We start from the raw sequence: 17,511 nt of genomic DNA, 5'->3' as shown, positions 1-17,511 counted from the left end.
CCTATCGGCCCGATGGCAGGGCATAGGCGATCACCTGGTCGCCTATGGGCGTCTCCATGAAATGATGGCCGCCCGGCGCTATCACCAGATACTGTCGGCCATTGACCATGTAGGTCATCGGGGTCGCCTGCCCGCCGGCGGGGAGAACATCCTTCCACAGGACCTTGCCTGTCTTCAGGTCGATCGCGCGGATCAGATTGTCGGTCGCCGCAGCGACGAAGATGATGCCGCCGGCGGTCACCACCGAGCCGCCGTTGTTGGGCGTGCCGATCGTCCATGGCAGCATCGAAGGGATGCCGAAAGGACCGTTGGTGCGGGCCTCGCCCAGCGGCTTGTCCCAGATCGTCCTGCCCGTTGCCATGTCGATGGCGCGGATGCCGCCGTAGGGGGGCTGCTTGCACAGCATGCCCGTCAGCGGCAGCCGCCAGCCGGCGTTCACGTCAATCGCGTAAGGCGTATGGGCCTGCGGATCGCCGGCACCTTCGGCGCCGCCGATCTCTCCGCGTGCCTGATCGCGCGGTGCCCAGCCTTTACGGTTTGCCTCGGCACGGGGGACAAGACGAACGTAATTGGGCATGTCGTTATAGTTGGCGACAATCACCCCGCGGCGCGGATCGACTGCGATCCCGCCCCAGTCGGTGCCGCCGTTGTAACCGGGATACTCGATAGAGCGACGGTCGCTTTCCGGCGGAGTGAAGAAGCCCTCGTAGCTCGCCTTGCGAAACTGGATGCGGCAGATCATCTGGTCGATCGGCGACATGCCCCACATGTCGCGCTCGGTGAGGTCGGGCCTGCGCAGCGTATGCCACAACGACACGCGCTGCGTGGCCGCGCGTTGTTCGGGTTCCACACCACCGCCGGGCGCGTTGATGGTGCCAACAGGGGTGAGGGGGCGACCCGTGCGCCGGTCGAGAACGTAGATGTCGCCCTGCTTGGACGGCAGCACCAGGGCGGGGGTGCCGTTGTAGTCCACGAGGCTGGCCTGCGCGCCGAAATCATAGTCCCACACGTCGTCGCGTACCGCCTGGAACTTCCAGCGCGGTTTGCCGGTGGTGACATCGAGCGCCACGAGTGAAGTCGCGAAGTCGCGCTCCTGCGGGCGGCGAAGGCTGGAGTAATAGTCCGCCGCCGCATTGCCCATCGGCAGGTAGACGAGGCCAAGCTGTTCATCACCGCTGGCGATCGTCCACATGTTGGGGGTGCCGCGCGCCCAACTCTGGCCCTGCGGCGGATAGCCGTTCCAGTCTGGGTGCATCATGTCCCATGCCCAGCGCAGCTTGCCCGTTACGGCATCATAGCCGCGGATCACGCCTGAAGGCGCCCAGCGGTCCTGCCCGTCGAGCACCTGATGCCCGGTGACGACCACGCCGCGCACGATCGTCGGAGGCGAGTTGATCGAGACGTAGCCCGGAGGAGTGCTGCCCATGCCGATCTTGGTATCGACCTCGCCATTGGTCCCGAAGGCCGCGCAGCGCGCTCCGGTTCGCGCGTCGATGGCGAAGAGGCGCGCATCGAGGGTACCGTAGACGATGCGCTGCGCACAGGCCTGCTCCGGCGGGGCACCGGGCACCACGAAATAGCTCACGCCGCGACAGGCGGCCGTATACGGGATCGCCTCATCCGACACTTTGGGGTCGAACTCCCAGCGCCGCTTGCCGGTCGCGGGATCGAGTGCGATCACCCTGTTCTTGGGCGTGCAGACGTAGAGCGTGTTGCCGACCTTGAGCGGGGTATTCTCCCCGCCGTAGGTCTTGGCGATCTCGGGCGACGAGGGCATGTCGCCGGTATGCACCAGCCAGACGCGCTTAAGGTCCTTCACATTGTCCGGCGTGATCTGACCGAGCGGCGAGAACCGGCGCGCAGCATCCGTGCCGCCATACGCCGGCCAGTCGTCGCCGACTTGGGCAAGGGAAGGATCGCTCATCTCGAAGCGCAGACCAGGAGGGTCCTCGACCGGGCCGGTATCGGCCATGCGCGCGAAGATCAGACCCGATATCGTCGTCAGCACCAAGGCGGCCGCGCTGGTGCCGAGCGCCACCTTCCAGCGGTTTGGACGAACGGAGAGAGTGGGCATGACCAGCAGGGTTGCCACCAGCAGCACCAGCGGGGCCACGACGCGCGGAACCAGGGCCCAGTTGTTGGCGCCGACCTCCGCGAAAGCCCAGATCACGGTCAGCACGAAAATTGCGCAATAGAGCCATCCGCCCAGCATGTTGCGCCGGATCAGCAGTACGCCGGAGGCAAGCATGGCCATGCCGGTGAGGACGTAATAGGCCGATCCCCCCAGAACTGCGAGCCAGATACCGCCGATCGCAAGAACCATTCCGAGGACGGCTATGATGCCGCCCAGGACGACGGGCGCTACGGGGCGGGGGGCCATGCGCTCGAGGTTCGGCGGGTTCATCGATTACACTCCGGAAACATTTGGTCGGGCGTCTGGTGAATGGCTCGGTGCGCCGAATGTTCCTTGGAATGCCGTGACTTGAGGGAGTCGGTCCAGTTTCTTCCCGCCAGATCGGGCCCGATCTCAGCCAGTCGCCTTGGCAACGTCCTGGCAAGACTGAGCGACGCAGGGACGAGGCGGCCTGGTCCATGTGCACATGCACAGTACCCTTCCGGCTCGTCATGCTCGGCCAGCATGCGAAGGATGGCTGGAGCCGCTTTGAGCTCACGCTCTACACCCGCCATTCGGTCCAGCGAACCCTACCCGCCGGTGGGGCCGTCATCGCTCCGGGGTTTCGCCGGATCGTACATGCCGGCGCCCTCTTAGACCGTCGGTTCGTGCATCGGGCAGCCATTGGCGGCCGCCCGGAAGTCGGCGGAATGCCGATAGGCACCGCGCCGCGCCCGGTTGACGCCTCCGAGCGGGCGGTGCGCGGCAAGACCGGTCCATACCGAGAACCGCATGTTTTCGTCCACTGCACGTACCCGTTCGGTATCCCAGCTGTCCTGGCGAGGAACACGCAGGCGGGCGACCTCGATGAAAGGCGCGTTGTCCTCCCTCCACTCGACCGAGGCATCTTCGATGGGCGGACAATCGGCGTTGCGGCGCAATTGCACCTCAAATGCCCATTCGGCGTCGATACCTGCCATGTCTTCGCGCACGGCATCAGGCTGCGCTCTGGTCTGGATTCTCGTGCCGGCAAGTCGCGCTAGGGCGCTGCTGACAGGCCGCAGTCGGAACTTGGCAACATATTGGCCGTAGCGAAACGGCGTGACGCTGAAATATGTCTCTCCCAGCGGATCGACCTGCGGCGCACCGCCAAGCCCTGCGAGCGCGGTACTCTCCAATCCCACCGCGCCAAGTGCCGCATTGACGGCCTGCAGGACCTTGGAAGCCGCGATCTTGGCAGCCTCCGCCCGATCGGTTGTCTTGGCGAGCAGATTGAGGCTTCTGGCAAACGTCTTCGCATCCGACGCGGTGAAGATCGGGCCATTGACCATGACGAAGTCCTGCGTCGAGCCCTGGGCGTCTTCGAGGCGCTTGCCCGTCACGTCGAGCACCTTGAGCGCCAAACCGCGCGGCAGAGCGATGGCATCATCGAGGATGTCGCCGGGATTGGTAGAGATGCGCAGATAAGCCCGATGGCTGCCTGGCGTCGCGAAGAGCCCCTGCGCCAGTTCGGGGCGCAGGTCGGATGCAACAACGAACACACCTTCCAGGATCCCGTGCGCGTTGGCATGGACCGCGCGCACGGCACGACCATCAAATTGCTTGGCCCGACATGACACGCATTTCCACGATGCGCGATGAGTCGGGGCAAGAATTTCACTTTACAGCATGATGCCGAATGACCGGCACCGACAGGCGTCACCTGTGCGTTTGGCTAATTTCCCGGCTGGCCAGATAGATAAGCGGCGTGCCCTACCAACTACGCGGCACGAAGCATCGCGACTATGAAGCGCGTGAGCGCGTCAGCCGTGCGAACAGCCCTGGAGTCAGGCTTCGCACCTGCCGGACTTCTTCTGTAACCGATTTGACCTCATCGAGATAGGCAGATAGCCGGATCTCGCCAATCTTTTCAGCATGCACACAAACATTGTCCGCCAGGCTCGCAGCCATATGCTCGACTTCGTCCTGCGGCGTTCGCGCCAATGCAAAGGCAATCATGTCATGCAGCGCGTAATGGGCACCTTCCAGTTCAAGGACTGCATGCTCGAGGTCTTCCAGTTTCTTGTGGGCATTACTGATCATATTGCGACGATACTCGGCTTTTGCGACCCGGTTGTTCTGCGGCGGCGCCTACAACCGATTACATACCGCTGCAATTGATCCATTTGGTATGCTTCATTCAGTTCGTCGCATTTTTCCAGGACGGATCAGGCTTTCAAATCGCGACCGAAGCACCAGTCGCATCTGACAAGCGTGAAATAAAGCCAGCTTGCTGACTCCGACCGTACAGAAATCGTCTGCCAGAATGCTGAGACCTCGAGGAAACAGTCGGGCGGGAATTGAACCCGCCGGCTACGCCGCCATGTGCCTCGGTGGAAGGGACACACATCTCGAATCGCCCCACGCAACAGTGGCTCATTTCGATCGTAGCATCGTATTACCAGGATACGTAGGGCTGTCTTTTTCGAAAGCCGTCAATGAGGTTCTGGGCGTGGCGCAGACCGGCGTCGTCGAATGGACCCTTGGCGTACACCAGGGCCTCCCAGTTGGCGGCTCCATCCGCCAGAGTTGGCGGATATGGGCCATCAATCCGGTAGCCCGGAATTTTCCCCTCGAGCGTGTCGAGGTGTTCGCGAAGGGCCGTAAGGCTGAGTGTGGTCTGCATGCTGCAACATAGAAAGCCCGGCGCCTCCAATGGCTGCACCGCGAGCGGCCATCCGGCTGATAAATTGAAGAAAGACGAAGAAGAGCAGCCTCAATAGCCCATCTAAAAGCACTCGCGCGTTAAAGCGGCAGCGACCTTGAGGCGTTTGCCAGCGTCAATCCTCGGCCAGACGCCACTTTTACTGACCGGGCAGATGAGGAGATGCTTGGCCCTACCGACCAACATTCAGGGCTTGCCACTAGCCATGTCAGTTGGGCCGGGTGGATGGAACGCGCTTAAAGGGCGCGAAAAATGTCGAACCCGAGCTCTTTGGCGACGCTTCGAATGACATCTTCGATCTGATGTGGAAGCAGGGGCCCAAATCCATTTCTGGCATATTCCTGACTGAGACGAGTGGTTTCCGGAATGACGCTGTCGTCGCGATTTGCGAGGTCTTCACGAACTCTTCCTCTGAGGCGTTCGAGTTCCGTCATGTGTTCATACCTTTTTTCCTCGGCCCAATTTGGTCAATGTCCGGATACAAGCAATTCGTCATGTATGCGGTAGCATCGGTTGGCATGCCCGAGTTTAGCGACTTGATGTTCCATGCCCATTACCGCGCCATTGCCGCGACGACATCAGACGTCTTGAGTTACCTGGAGATTTTCCGTCATTAAAGTTCCATTTGTCCGCCGCTGGATTGGTACTGAAGCCACTTTCAATCGGACAGTTCCAGTTCAGACCAAATGAATATCACCCTGATCTTCGCCGTCCCAGTAATGAATGCGGCTTCCTGTTATTCTGATAAGGACGAGTCCGGGGGTATCGATTCCGTCAGGCCACCATCGTTCGAGATCTTTGGTCCAGTGTTTTTCGAACTCCGCGTGATCGCGAAGGAGTTCGGCGACACCTTCTACATGGATGAAGAGAGGACGCATGCCGAGAAAGCCCGCCTCGCCCTGATAGCTGAGGCCGACATTGGGATTGTTAGCAATATCTCCGACCATCCGTGTGCTTCCGTCAGCAAAGAACCACGCATCACCGTCGAATCCGACCTCTCGATTGTTGCTCATCGGGCGGCCTGAGATGGCCTTGCCTTCCGTTTGAGAAATCAACATCGCGAAATCGATGTCGCGCATCTTCTTGGAAAGTTCCGGCAGTGTTCTGGGCATTTTCCATCTCCTCGAGGCATCAACGCCGATAACCGAAGAGTGGCTCCCCGATCTGTAAGGTGATTTCACAAAGCGCTGCTGATTTCCACTGCTGGCCAGAATGAGAGATTCGGCTTTTCATCGGCCCGGGTTAACCCAGCCCATGAAGCAAATTCGGCCTGCATCATGAACCCTTAGGGATATATGAGGTCGGGTCTCGTTGAAGTCCGTCCGCCACGCCTCGATCTTGCTCCTGCCGTCGTCCAAAGACAAAAACTGCTGCGTGTTCGGGCACTCATCGCGCAACCGGCCGTTGAAGCTTTCGACGAAGACGTAGTCCGCAGGCTTTCCGGACCTGCTGAAGTGCAGCGTGAATCGGTTGATGTAGGCCTAATGGCCGCGCCTCCGAGAGATAGATTCAGGGCCATCGTCCGCTTTGAACGTGGCAGGAGCGCGCCCGCGATCGAACAACAGGCGATCCACGACGGGCACTACCTACTCGCCCTTGATCTCATGGTCGACATGGATAGCACGCCTCGCGGGTGTAGGCATCAATGATGGTCAAGGCGCGGAAGTGCTTACCGTTGAACAGGGCATCGGACACGCAGGCCATCGCCCAGACTTCGTTCCTGTGCGAGGGCAGCGGCCGGTCTACCCATCGGGCGGCCACGATAATGGTGGTGAATCCGTTTCACGTTGATTGGCCAGCCTTAGTGCCGAAGCAGTACATGGATACGGCGATAGCCATATCGTACACGGATCGCCGCGATCTATTCGATCCTGTTTCTGGGCGGCGCTAGGTCGATCCGGATCGACTGGTAGCGGTTCGTCTTGCGATCAAAAACGGAGAAGCGCGCAGCGACGCCGCTCGCTCGCCCAATAACGATCCGGTATCCAGTAAGCGATCTACGAAGCAGACTGGGCGCTAGGCTTTTGCCAGCAGCTCCTGGAGTATGGCCTTGTCGAGCGAAAGGTAGGCTACAAGCCGTTTCAGCTTCTCTTCTCCCAGTCGACGCATCTTGCGCAGCTTCAACGGCTCCATGCCACCGTATAGCTGCTGCCAATGGTAGTACGTCAGCTCCGGCACGCCCACTTCCGGTATACCTCGGCGACAGGCGTGCCGACGTCCGCTTGTCGCAGCGCGAACGCAATTCGCTCGCTCGCGGACTTCGACTTTTTGATGCAAAGCCTTCAGCTCAAATCAGCTCCGATTTTCCATATTCCCCTCCTTTCCGCTGAAGGCATTCTTCAGGACGGGGTCACCATAGGTATGGTTTAGCTGCATTCGCAGCGTCTACAATGGCGCGTCTCACAGTCCGTCCAGATTTCGGCGTGAGACAACGACGGTCCGTAACGCAATCCGCAATGCAGCTTTGTACCAATCGTGTAGTTAACCTTTTGGTAAGGTGAAGACGTCATCAGCCCGCCTCCCAGCCGTTCGCGGGTGGCGAAACTAGCTATCACCTCGGAAAAATTTTTGGAGCCATGACCGACTCCGCACTTGGCCTGTGAGGGATGGCTTAATAGGAGCCTTGATGACTGCGTTGCAACCTACGAAGCCCGAAATTTGGATTGGGCTTGATACCGGCGTCGCATCGACTGCCCTCTGTGCCGTCGATTGTACCGGCAAAGTCCTTATTCAGCAGGCACTTCAGACGAAAGCTTCGAAGATAAACGACTTCCTCATCGAGCACTTCCCCTCTGGTGTCACCGCAATCGGTATGGAATCCTGCTCGACTAGCCTTCAGGTCGTGAAGGGCCTCCGGGCATCCGGTTATGACGCCAACGCCTACGACACATTCGCCGTACGGCGTTTCCTTGAACTGAGGAAAAACAAGACCGACAAGAATGACGCACGGGGCATAGCCGAAGTGGCGCGTCTAGGACGCGGATTCCTCATTGAAGTCCATATCAAGAGTAACGAATGCTATGCTACGCGGTCCAAATTGGTGGCACGGCACAATATGGTCCGGCAGCGTGTATCGACTGAGCTACTGATAAAATCGATGCTCCGGGTTTATGGCACAAGGATTAAGGAGCGGACCCATAACGCAGCCCGCTTCAAGTTCCATGTCGAACGTGCCATTGAGGAGGTCAGAGCCGAAACAGGCCATGATCTTACCCACCAAATGAAACCGCTACTTGAGCTATCGTTGAAGCTCAGGACTGAAATCTTGAATTTGGAAAATGAACTCGAAGATTTCGCAATCTCCAATGATCTTTGTAGGCGCTTCACCGAAATACCCGGCGTCAGCAAGATCACGGCAGTCTCATTCTTCACAGCGATCGAGGATCCGACCCGCTTTCGTCGTTCTACCGACGTGGCCGCATATCTGGGGCTAACGCCCAAGGTTTTCGAGAGCGGCGACAGTAAGCGGCCTCGCCGCATCACGAAGGCGGGTAATCCCATGACGCGCATGCATCTGGTCAGCGCCGCAACCGTGATGCTCGCCGTCGCCAAGAAGCACGATACGGCACTCAGGCGCTGGGGATTGGATCGCGCCGATGCAATTGGGTTTTCCAAGGCCCGCGTTGCCGTTGCCCGGAAACTCGCAGTCATCATGCTGAACATGTGGCGCAGTGGGCGCTCGTACGAAGCTTTTCCTGAAGCGCACAATCCCGAACCTCTACCAGTTGCAGCCTGACCGGCTGTAGGCGCGGCACCCCGTTGGGCAATATAAGGCAGCAATGACCTTGGACCAGATTCAGAGGGGGCCGCGCCATAACCGTATGTCGGGAACACCCAGAGCGTTGTCACTCACTTAACTAGAGCGCGCCCTCTGTTAGAAGGGCGATCAACGTCGGATCTGGGGCGGAAGCCGACAAGCCAGGTTTGGCTGATTGGGGGGGGGGCTGAAGCGACTTAAGCTTTAAATTGTAGCATTCCCTTTGACGTGATGTGATGGACGACCTCCGCACCAGCGTCTTTCAATTACCCACAAGTGGTTCGGCGGCGAGCTCGACCCCAAGTCGGATGTCCATGAGTCGGGTCCAACCTCGCCACATGATCATGTTGCCGGGCGGCGGATCGTGTCTTCGACCGAGATAGCCGCCCAAGCGCGCGATCTCAGTCAGGTACGATGAAATCGGCGGCGCGCTTGCAGTCATTCTCCCGGCGCGGGCGGCAATTCGGTCAATGAGCTCGATCTCGGTGGCTGTCAGTGCAGACCCGGGATCATCATCGGGGCGCGCTCTATTCAGCATCGTGAGCCAGAAGATTCGCCAGCCCAGAATGCAGAATAGGGCTAACAGGTTGACCAGTCGCTCGGCTGCGCGCAGCTTGAGCTTCTCGGCGTTGAAGCCTGACTTGAGGATCTTGAAGAACAGCTCGATCTTCCATCTCATCGAGTACCAGGCGATTTTCTCGATCGCCTCCGCGGCCGTTCCGACAGGAAGATCGGTGAGCAGCTTCCAGTCAATCGGTTTGCGCCCTTCGGGAGGGTCGACTTCCACGGCGTGGATCACGGTCAAGCTGAGTGGTGGGTAGCGCCGCGCTTTGCCAATGGGCGGCAGAACGCCGATGCGCTTGTACTTCAGGGCCAGTTTCACGCGGCTACCGTCGGCGATCTCAAACTGGTGATGTCCCTCGACAGCGACCTCGGCCATCTCGGCCGACACGGTGTGCTTGCCGTCGCCGGCCAGACGATCAACGCAAGTGCGGACGACAAAGTGGGTCCCGAGCTCCTGCGTCGCGCAGTAGAATTCATAGATGTCGTTCTCGCGATCGCCGACGTGAACGATGCGGGCGGGATCCCCTCCGAGCAATGCCGTCGAGCCGCGCATATTCTCGAGCCAGCGAATGCTTTCTTTTGTCTCGATCGGCACGCGGGTCTGGTTGACCTTGCGTTTGAGCGCCAGCAGCCCTTTGAATTGCGCACGGCTCCAGAAGCGGGCAGCCGTCAAGCCGAGGGGAAGCCCTTCAAGCGTGATGGCCAGACTGGCATGCATCATCACGCCGCACAGCTTGTGCTGACGCCAGCGGCCTTCCTTGTCGCGCCCGCTGTTCACATGCTTGGTGTAGCCGATGCTATCTGGTGCTGATCGCTGGTAGACGAATTCTGTGGTGTCCTGCAGCACCAGCAGGGTGCCATCGCAGCTGGCTGCACGACGCGCTGTCGCTTGGAAATGGCCAGCCAGAATGTGCTCTTCGGTGACCGAGCTGTTCGACAAGAAGCGGTACGCCGCTTTGGTGTTTGCCCAGTCTTCGCACGCCAACGGCAGCGGCTGACCTGTTGCGCTGTCCAAGCAGCACAACAGTTTGCGCAGCCGATTACCAAGCCGAGCATCGCCGAACCCGGTGTTGTCTATTTCTCCGTCGATCCAGGTCTCACCTTCATCTCCGTCGTTCGCCATGGCACGCACCCCGCAGGTTCCGTGCCTGAGCAGGAATCACAGCCGAGTCAGGGGCTTCAAACGTAATGCGCTGACGGGAATCACGCGTGCGACCACTTGTGGGTAATTGAAAGTTTCACCGGATGGCTACGGCGGGATCGCCATCTATCTCGACGAAGGGTCGCGTTATGTGACCGTGCGCGAAAACGTAATCGACAAGATCGGTGGTGTTTGGCTCAATCTCAATCCGCAGTCGCATATCGCGCCCCGGCGCACGGCCATGGACAAGTCGGCAATGGGCAACTGGTACAACAGCGGTCGGCTCAATGGTGAATGGAGCGACTACCTGAACAATACGATCCGGGACAATACCTCTGTGAAGGAGGATAGCTGGCCCGCGACCGCGCGCGGAATCATTTCCGCCAGCGGCGCGGGAAACAACTGCGGTTCGCACCATTGACCACTTTGCGATGGACGCAGCCGTACACGGCAGCGGCGGGGGGCGCTTGCCATGCCGCATTTCTGGTGCAGGGAGCTTTGGGCAGGACGAAAGGTGATCGGCAATGGAAAAGAGGAGTATCGCTTGCGATGCGACGTGAGAGTGATGCAAGGTAACGGCAAAGTGCATATGGATGACGGCGGCGTTCATGCAGGTGAACCGGAGGTGCCGGATTTTTCCATCCTGACGCCTACGCAGATCAAGGTTCTTCGCTGCGTCTGTTCGGGCCTCTCTAATCGACAGATTGCGCAGGAACTGGGCATTGCCGAAGGGACGGTGAAAGTCCACATTTCCGCCCTCATGCGTCGTCTCAAGGTGCGCAATCGTACCCAGGTCGCGATCGTCGGTAGCCGGATCGGGTCCGCCGATAGACGGCACAGGTTTGAAGCGCGCGAGGGCATTTCGTCAGCGATCGAACAAGCCGACGGTACTCCCTAGTTCGTTATTCGCATCGTGGATTATGATGCGATATTCGCTTGTTCGAGCAGCGCTCCCCAATCAATAGGGGGTGCTCTTCATCACGATCGAGGACGAAACCGGGGGAGCCTCAACGCCACGTCCATTCCTCCAAAAAGCACGCCGAGGGGCAAGTTGAAGATGAATTATGGGTCGAAAGGGTGCATGTCGTCAACTGCGTCAAATCGCTTGCCCTGTCCTTGAATAAACGACAGTGAAGTAGCCGGAAGGTTACCTTCCAGTTGCATAGGCCGGCGCGCCCCTGGGAGGAGTGAAATGGTTTCAGCGCGCGCCAGCATCCAGGCAAGCGCGACCTGCGCCATCGGCACATTGAGTTCTTCGGCGATCTCGTGGACAGTACCGACAAATTTGAAGTTGGATTCGGTAAAGAGCATTCTGGCATAGGGGGTGGCACCCCTCAGGCGTTCGCTTACCGCGCCTAATGCGGCATCCGCCGCGATGCCGAGGAACGCATCGCCCGCCGGCGGCGGCCAAGTTTGGCCCTTGCGCCCGGTCTCCGCCGCCCGGGCGAGTCCATAGGTCCGCACGGTATGCGGCAGGCAGTAGCGTGTCGCCGTCGAGCTGGTCTGAACCTCCACCATAGACTTCGACACGAGCGCGGAAAGATCGTCGATTGCCGCGCTTTCCAACATGCCAGCGTCCATGCCGATGCGACATGCGGAAGCCAGCGTGAAGCTGTTGGTTTGCCTGCTCAAGTGGCGGAGCAGGAAGCGCTCGCGCTCGGACAGCAGGCGGTAGCTCCAATCGATGCACGAACGCAGGCTGCGATGTCGGGGCGTGTCGCTGCGCAAACCGCCGAGCTGCTCCATGCCGCTTTCCAGGAGCAGCCTGAGCTGTCGCACTCCGAATGTAGCCACTTGCATGGCGGCAAACTCGATCGCGAGCGGCAGCCCGTCGAGCATGCGGCACAGGCGCGCCACTTCGGGTGCCTCGTCGTCGTCCAGCCGGAATGGCCGTGTCAGGTCGCCCGCCCGATCGACGAACAGTTCGACGGCGCCGAACCGCAGAGCTTCGTCGGCAGACGGGCCGGGGCATTCGGGTGGGAGGTCGAGACCACGGAGGCGCAGGATGCGCTCCCTGCGCGCGCAGAGCGGCTCGCGGCTGGTAGCGATGATGCGCAGGGTGGAGGCCGCCGCGATGAGGCTGTCGACGGTCACGGCGACCGCATCGACGGCGGGTTCGCAATTGTCGAGGATCAGCAGGGTGCCGTGCCCACGCAGGTCGTCGGTGAGGGAGGAGAGCGACGCGGTGCGTGCATCGAGGTCCAGCGCGGTCGCGATTGCGGTATGGACGGCGGCGGGGCCGTCTGCCGGATCCAGCCCGGAAAGGTCAACCCGGAGGGCGTCGATGCCGGTTTCGGTGGCAAGGTCGCCCGCCAGCGCCAGCGCGAGGGCAGACTTGCCCACGCCGCCGGGGCCGACGATGGACAGCAACCGGCCCTGATCGATCGCGGTGCGGGCGGTGGCGATCTGCTTCGTCCTGCCGACCATGCGGATCGCTTCGGGCAGGCGGTGTGTCGGGCGGGGAGAGGGCGGTGCGGAAGCCGTCGACGCGAATCCGCCAAGCCGACGTACCGGCGCTATGAAGCGGTAGCCGCGTCCCGTCACGGTGGCGATGAAGCCGTTCTCGTCCGACCCGTCGCGCAAGGCGCGTCGAAGCGAGGCGATGTTGACCTTGAGGTTGCCGTCCTCGACATTGGTATCGGGCCAGGCGCGCGCCATCAGGTAGCGCTTTTCCACCAGTTCGCCCGGTCGCTCGACCAGCGCGATCAGGAGGTCGAGCGCCCGGCCGCCGAGCGGAACCGGCGCTCCGTCGCGCAGCAGGAGCTGGCGTTCGGGCTTCAGGATGAAAGGTCCGAATGCGAAGCCGTGTGCCTCGTCGGGCCGGATAGCGCTGGTCATCTGCCTGCCCCCTTGGTCGCCCCTGAGTGGCCGCATCGCGGAACTACGATGGAGAATACCTAGCGCTCGGACCGGGCCCGACCCCCGATCGGGTCCGGCGCATCACTCATTCGGGTAATTGGCCGCGCGATGTCGCAAACCGCGTTGATCCGGGACGCTTTTGCCCGCATTCTCACCGGCGCATCGGCACGCCGGAGGGATCATGACACTCGCTGCGGCTCCCTTGGAGAGCATGACGGATGGCGTCACAAGCGGGCCTAGACCGGCCGATCCGCGTACTGATCGTCGATGACCACCCGTTCCTGCGGGACGGCATCGCGACCCTGATCGAACGCCAGGCGGACATGGCCGTGGCGGGCGAGGCGGGTGACGGCACCGAGGGCATCGCGCGCTTCGCCGAGCTTGAGCCCGACGTCGTCCTGATGGATCTCCAGATGCCCGGCATCAGCGGCCTCGAAGCCATAGAGGCGATCCGCAAGCGATCCCCCGCGCGCGGATACTGGTCCTCACCACCTACCCCGGCGACGCGCAGGTGGTGCGCTGCATCCAGGCCGGGGCGGCGGGTTACCTGCTCAAGAACGGCATCCGCAAAGAACTGCTCGATGCGATCCGCATGGTTTCCGCCGGACGCCCGGCGCTCAGTCAGGAGATCGTCCACGACCTTGCCGCACACGCCCTCGACGAGCCGCTAAGCGACCGCGAACTGGAAGTGCTGCGGCTGGTCGCGGAGGGCCATGCCAACAAGGAGATCGCCTGGCGGCTCGATCTGTCGATCGACACGATCAAGGCGCATCTGAAACGCGCGTTCGAGAAGCTTGGCGTGGATGATCGGACCCATGCCGTCACGGTGGCCATCCGGCGCGGCTTCATCGAACGCTGATGGGCGTTCAAGGGCTGCTTGGGGCGCGTACGCGGCGTTCAGTACATCCGGCAAGCGACCAGAAAGTCTGGCCTCGCATGAGCGTGATCTACTATGCCGGACTGGAAGTATAGGTGCAGGCCGAAATCCTATGGTCAGCTTGGCTAAGGATGCCGAAAAATTGAAACGTGTTGCGCCCGATTAATTGGTCACGGAGCGGCCTTGCACCAACCGCACAGTAAAGTGACTGATATTGGACGCGGTCCCAACGTTGGGGAATCAACCTTACCGGTGATACCACCGGAGGGAAGGGATTATCATTTCCATCCATGAGCTCATATTAGATTGAACCTAAAGTAACGAACTATGAGATTTATCAACGAGAAAAGCTTGGTGCGCGCGTCTTGTTTTTCGTAAGCTATCGTGCCGGGCACCGCGATGATAAGTTCCGTTCCCCCTGTCAACCGTCGACCAATCGAAAATTTGCCGTTTAGTTTTTCCGTTCGCTCGCGCATTCCCGGTATTCCGAAATGCCCGGGCCTTTGCCCAGCATCAGCAACGGCACGATCTATACCCACACCGTTATCGATGAACTGGAGGCAGAAGGGCGTTCCGTACGAGATTTGCACATCGATCTGACGCGCTTCAGAATGACGCCAAATGTTGAAGATGGCCTCGCTCGCAATCTGTGTGAGTTCATCGAATGCCAGGGGATCAAGCGGACGGGAATGTCCGCTTACATGCAATCCAATATTGACGGACGAATCGAACGCCTGCCGCTCAATGATGTCATGCAGTTCTGCCTCAAAAGTGGCCGCACGTGAGAGCGGTCGAAGATTCCGGACGCGGTCCCTGCCCTCAGCGATGACGCGATCCGCCTGGTCAATGGCTTCTGAAAGTGAAGGCTTGATAGGTTCGGTCGCAGACATTTCATCGACGGCCAAGTGAAAGCGAAGAGTCACCGACTGGACCGATTGAAGCAGGGTATCGTGAATTTCCCTCGCTATGCGCTCTCGCTCGCCGATGCGGTCAGCCATACGCATCCTTATGCGCTTCGCGACCGTGCGAACGCGTATGGAGTAGCCGATCCAGCCCAAGACCAATATCACAAGTCCGCAAAGAACCTTGAATGCCCAACTCTGGAGAAAAGTCGGCGGGATAGAAACGGTGACGGTTCCACCGAGGCGGTTCCATACGTTGTCCTCGTTCGCGGCGATCACCCGGAAACGATAATCGCCGGGTTCAAGGTTCGTGTAGAACGCCTGTCGCCGTCTTCCGGGATCGACCCAATCTTTATCATGGCCCTCAAGGCGATAGAGAACCTTCACTCGATCAGGCGTGGAACGGCTGAGAGCCGAAAAAGCGATCGCGATGTCGGAAGCTCCCGCCAGAAGGTCGACTTGCACAGGATCTCTGAAAACTCTCCCGCCGCTACTTAGGGATGTTATGGCGACGCCTGGGGGGACCGGGTTGGAGAAAACCTTGGCGGGATCGATCCACACCGGGCCATCAATCGTCGCCAGCCATATTCGGCCATCCCCCCCTACGGTCATCGATCGAATTGCCTGCGCATTGGCCCCGTTGGGTAATCCATCCTCAAAAGTGAAGGCACGCTCCGGGATGATGAAGTTCGGATCTTTGAGGGCTCTTCGGAAATCAGAAGTCCTGAAGCGGACCAGGCCGCGACCAAATGCCCAAGTGTCTCCTTGCGGCGTTTCGGTGAGGCCGGTTACTCCCCGCAAGGCCATGGTTTGTTTGGGTGCCATCCGCGTGACGCCTGTGGGTGTTGTCAATGCCGCTCCATCCTCTCCAGACATCAGGAAACCGCGAGATGTCGGCAGAAGTGAAACAATCTTGCCGAGGCTCGCTGTCGGACCGATCGCGCGTCGTTCCGCGAACCCGCCAGCTAGGCGCGTTAGAACTTCAGGCTCCGTCAGTACCCAGAGGCGATCTTGGGCATCCCTCGCCATGGCATACGGGTCAAAGGTCTTGGATGCATCAGGCCGTATTGACCGCCATTCCACCCCGTCAAGCCAATACAACCCGCTCGTAGATGCAAGAAGCCAGAAGCGGCCGGTCTCATCCGCGCCGCATCCGTATACGCCGGTCTCGGCAAACGGCCGTGGGAAGTTTGTTCGCTGTTCGCCTCGCAACTGAATTATGCGGTCGCCAAGCACTATCCAGATCGCTCCCTCCTTATCCTCGCAGATCGCTTCGACTTCCGAACCGGTTGCAAGAATCCGGACGGGGCGCTCTCCAGGCTCCACCTTGTAGACTGCGGCATTCTGACCCAAGTAGACGGAGCCCGAGGACGATGTGAAAAGCGTGTCACCGTAACTCGCGACATCTGTGAGTTCCGGCTCCGGGACAACACTTGGAACGCTGAAGCGATCGAGGCTTCTGGGCCCGCCGAACCAGATCTGGCCGATTTGATCGACAAGCATGCTCGCCGGGCGATTGGAACTCATCTGGGGGATGTTTCCCAATTCGAAGACGACGGAATTGGTTCCTGCCCGCTCCGCTTGCGCGAGCCCGGCGACCCGACCGAAGCCCCGGCCGAGCACCCACAGATCACCGTTCCGATCGAACTGCACGCCGAAAAAGCGACCATCTGCATCCCACGGGAACCAACGGGACGTCTTTGCAGGCCACTTCCCTCTTGGTCCCGTTATTCGCCGGCCGCCGGTTGGTGCGGTGAGCCAAATGTTTCCCCCGGCATCCGCTGCAAGCTTCGCCCCGCGGACATGCGGAACATCGATCCGTTCGAACTGGTCGGCGCCGAGCGCTCGTCGCAGGAGGGCTTCATTGTAGCTTAGCCAGACCGCACCGTCGCCCGCTTCGATAATATCGACCAGCATGTCCCGGCTCGGATTCGGCATCACCGTGTCCCAGCGGCCTTTCTGATACCGGCGAATTGGCTGGCCGATCTGGGCGACCGCAAGCCAGATTGCACCGTCGCGGGTTTCCACGATATGGAATACCTCGCCACCCATCTCGGGAGCCTTGATAAAACGCAAATGACCGGCGCGGTACACGGCAAGCCAGCCCTTTGGATACCAAATCCAGACCCGGCCATCGCGCGCGACCGCAATCCTTCGTGGAAGCCCATACTTCTCACGATCCACGCCAACATCCATTGCTTCGAACGAGAGTCCGTCGAACCGAAAGAGGCCTTCCCGGCTCGCCAGCCAAAGAAAACCTTCTTTGGTTTCGCCGATATTCAGTACCAACGAGGGCGCGCCATCGCGGCTTGTCCAAGAGCTATGCTTCATTTGAAGTAAACTGAGCCGTGCCGCGGAAACATGGCTCGTACCGACGGCAGGTGAGATTTGCGTTAAGGGCTGCGCAACGCTGACATTTTCCGAGAACGTGAAAAAAACGATCAGGGCCAATTGAGATAGCACCGGCATACGTTTCGAATGGTTTGCCACGTCCAGCTTTCCCCTCATCGAAGACAGGATATTTCGTTTTATTGTTAATTCAATGACTTTTGGTGGCTGGCACCCCACGCCGTAGCTCCACTGCGCCTCGTCTG

Annotated in this window: 13 protein-coding genes and 2 pseudogenes; 6 read left to right on the top strand and 9 right to left on the bottom strand. The window is 60.2% G+C overall.

Features of this window, described 5'->3' with window-relative positions; genetic code table 11:
* Position 1: 1 nt before the first annotated feature.
* From LO787_RS22795 to LO787_RS22780, 4 genes are all read right to left on the bottom strand, one after another.
* On the bottom strand, positions 2 to 2,380 hold the full coding sequence (locus LO787_RS22795; protein WP_420847823.1) for a membrane-bound PQQ-dependent dehydrogenase, glucose/quinate/shikimate family: 2,379 nt from the start codon (positions 2,378 to 2,380) through the stop codon (positions 2 to 4).
* A gap of 386 nt (positions 2,381 to 2,766) precedes the next feature.
* Positions 2,767 to 3,696: a catalase family protein gene (locus LO787_RS22790; protein WP_232493259.1), complete on the bottom strand. Its 930-nt coding sequence runs from the start codon at positions 3,694 to 3,696 to the stop codon at positions 2,767 to 2,769.
* Between the two features lie 199 nt (positions 3,697 to 3,895).
* Complete coding sequence (locus LO787_RS22785; protein WP_232493258.1) at positions 3,896 to 4,195, bottom strand: hypothetical protein; 300 nt, start codon at positions 4,193 to 4,195, stop codon at positions 3,896 to 3,898.
* A gap of 355 nt (positions 4,196 to 4,550) precedes the next feature.
* Complete coding sequence (locus LO787_RS22780; RefSeq protein WP_232493257.1) at positions 4,551 to 4,778, bottom strand: hypothetical protein; 228 nt, start codon at positions 4,776 to 4,778, stop codon at positions 4,551 to 4,553.
* 251 nt (positions 4,779 to 5,029) lie between these two features.
* Between LO787_RS22780 and LO787_RS22775 the strand changes: the two genes are divergently transcribed.
* Positions 5,030 to 5,434 carry a hypothetical protein gene (locus tag LO787_RS22775; RefSeq protein WP_232493256.1) on the top strand — a complete coding sequence of 135 codons (405 nt, stop codon included), beginning with the start codon at positions 5,030 to 5,032 and terminating at the stop codon, positions 5,432 to 5,434.
* Between the two features lie 60 nt (positions 5,435 to 5,494).
* On the opposite strand, the gene LO787_RS22770 is transcribed toward LO787_RS22775, so the two are convergent.
* Entirely contained in the window at positions 5,495 to 5,929 is a 435-nt protein-coding gene (locus tag LO787_RS22770) for a pyridoxamine 5'-phosphate oxidase family protein (RefSeq protein WP_232493255.1), read from the bottom strand.
* A gap of 65 nt (positions 5,930 to 5,994) precedes the next feature.
* Positions 5,995 to 7,090: pseudogene (locus tag LO787_RS26270) on the bottom strand (integrase core domain-containing protein).
* A 353-nt stretch (positions 7,091 to 7,443) separates the two neighbouring features.
* Here LO787_RS26270 and LO787_RS22760 point away from each other — a divergent pair.
* Positions 7,444 to 8,553, top strand: a complete 1,110-nt coding sequence (locus tag LO787_RS22760) for an IS110 family RNA-guided transposase (RefSeq protein WP_232493253.1) — start codon at positions 7,444 to 7,446, stop codon at positions 8,551 to 8,553.
* A gap of 283 nt (positions 8,554 to 8,836) precedes the next feature.
* Here LO787_RS22760 and LO787_RS22755 read toward each other — a convergent pair whose 3' ends face one another.
* Positions 8,837 to 10,261, bottom strand: coding sequence for an IS4 family transposase (locus tag LO787_RS22755; protein ID WP_232493252.1), 1,425 nt, complete (start codon positions 10,259 to 10,261; stop codon positions 8,837 to 8,839).
* Positions 10,262 to 10,367: 106 nt separating this feature from the next.
* Here LO787_RS22755 and LO787_RS22750 point away from each other — a divergent pair, with 106 nt between their 5' ends.
* The gene (locus tag LO787_RS22750; RefSeq protein WP_232493251.1) at positions 10,368 to 10,700 is read left to right on the top strand and encodes a hypothetical protein; all 333 of its coding nucleotides are present in this window, start codon (positions 10,368 to 10,370) and stop codon (positions 10,698 to 10,700) included.
* A gap of 168 nt (positions 10,701 to 10,868) precedes the next feature.
* Complete coding sequence (locus LO787_RS22745; protein WP_232496398.1) at positions 10,869 to 11,177, top strand: helix-turn-helix domain-containing protein; 309 nt, start codon at positions 10,869 to 10,871, stop codon at positions 11,175 to 11,177.
* 164 nt (positions 11,178 to 11,341) lie between these two features.
* Here the strand turns inward: LO787_RS22745 and LO787_RS22740 are convergent, their stop codons facing one another.
* Positions 11,342 to 13,117: an aldo/keto reductase gene (locus tag LO787_RS22740; RefSeq protein ID WP_232493250.1), complete on the bottom strand. Its 1,776-nt coding sequence runs from the start codon at positions 13,115 to 13,117 to the stop codon at positions 11,342 to 11,344.
* Positions 13,118 to 13,356: 239 nt separating this feature from the next.
* Between LO787_RS22740 and LO787_RS26340 the strand changes: the two are divergent.
* Positions 13,357 to 13,545: pseudogene (locus tag LO787_RS26340) on the top strand (response regulator transcription factor); the annotation flags it as partial.
* Between the two features lie 104 nt (positions 13,546 to 13,649).
* Complete coding sequence (locus LO787_RS26335) at positions 13,650 to 13,997, top strand: LuxR C-terminal-related transcriptional regulator (RefSeq protein ID WP_338045396.1); 348 nt, start codon at positions 13,650 to 13,652, stop codon at positions 13,995 to 13,997.
* Between the two features lie 314 nt (positions 13,998 to 14,311).
* Here the strand turns inward: LO787_RS26335 and LO787_RS22730 are convergent, their stop codons facing one another.
* Entirely contained in the window at positions 14,312 to 17,425 is a 3,114-nt protein-coding gene (locus LO787_RS22730; RefSeq protein ID WP_232493249.1) for a sensor histidine kinase, read from the bottom strand.
* Between the last annotated feature and the right edge of the window lie 86 nt (positions 17,426 to 17,511).

Origin of the sequence: Novosphingobium kaempferiae, from assembly GCF_021227995.1 — a bacterium.
GTDB classification, from domain to species: Bacteria; Pseudomonadota; Alphaproteobacteria; order Sphingomonadales; family Sphingomonadaceae; genus Novosphingobium; species Novosphingobium kaempferiae.
This window is presented reverse-complemented; position numbering and strand designations above follow the sequence as displayed.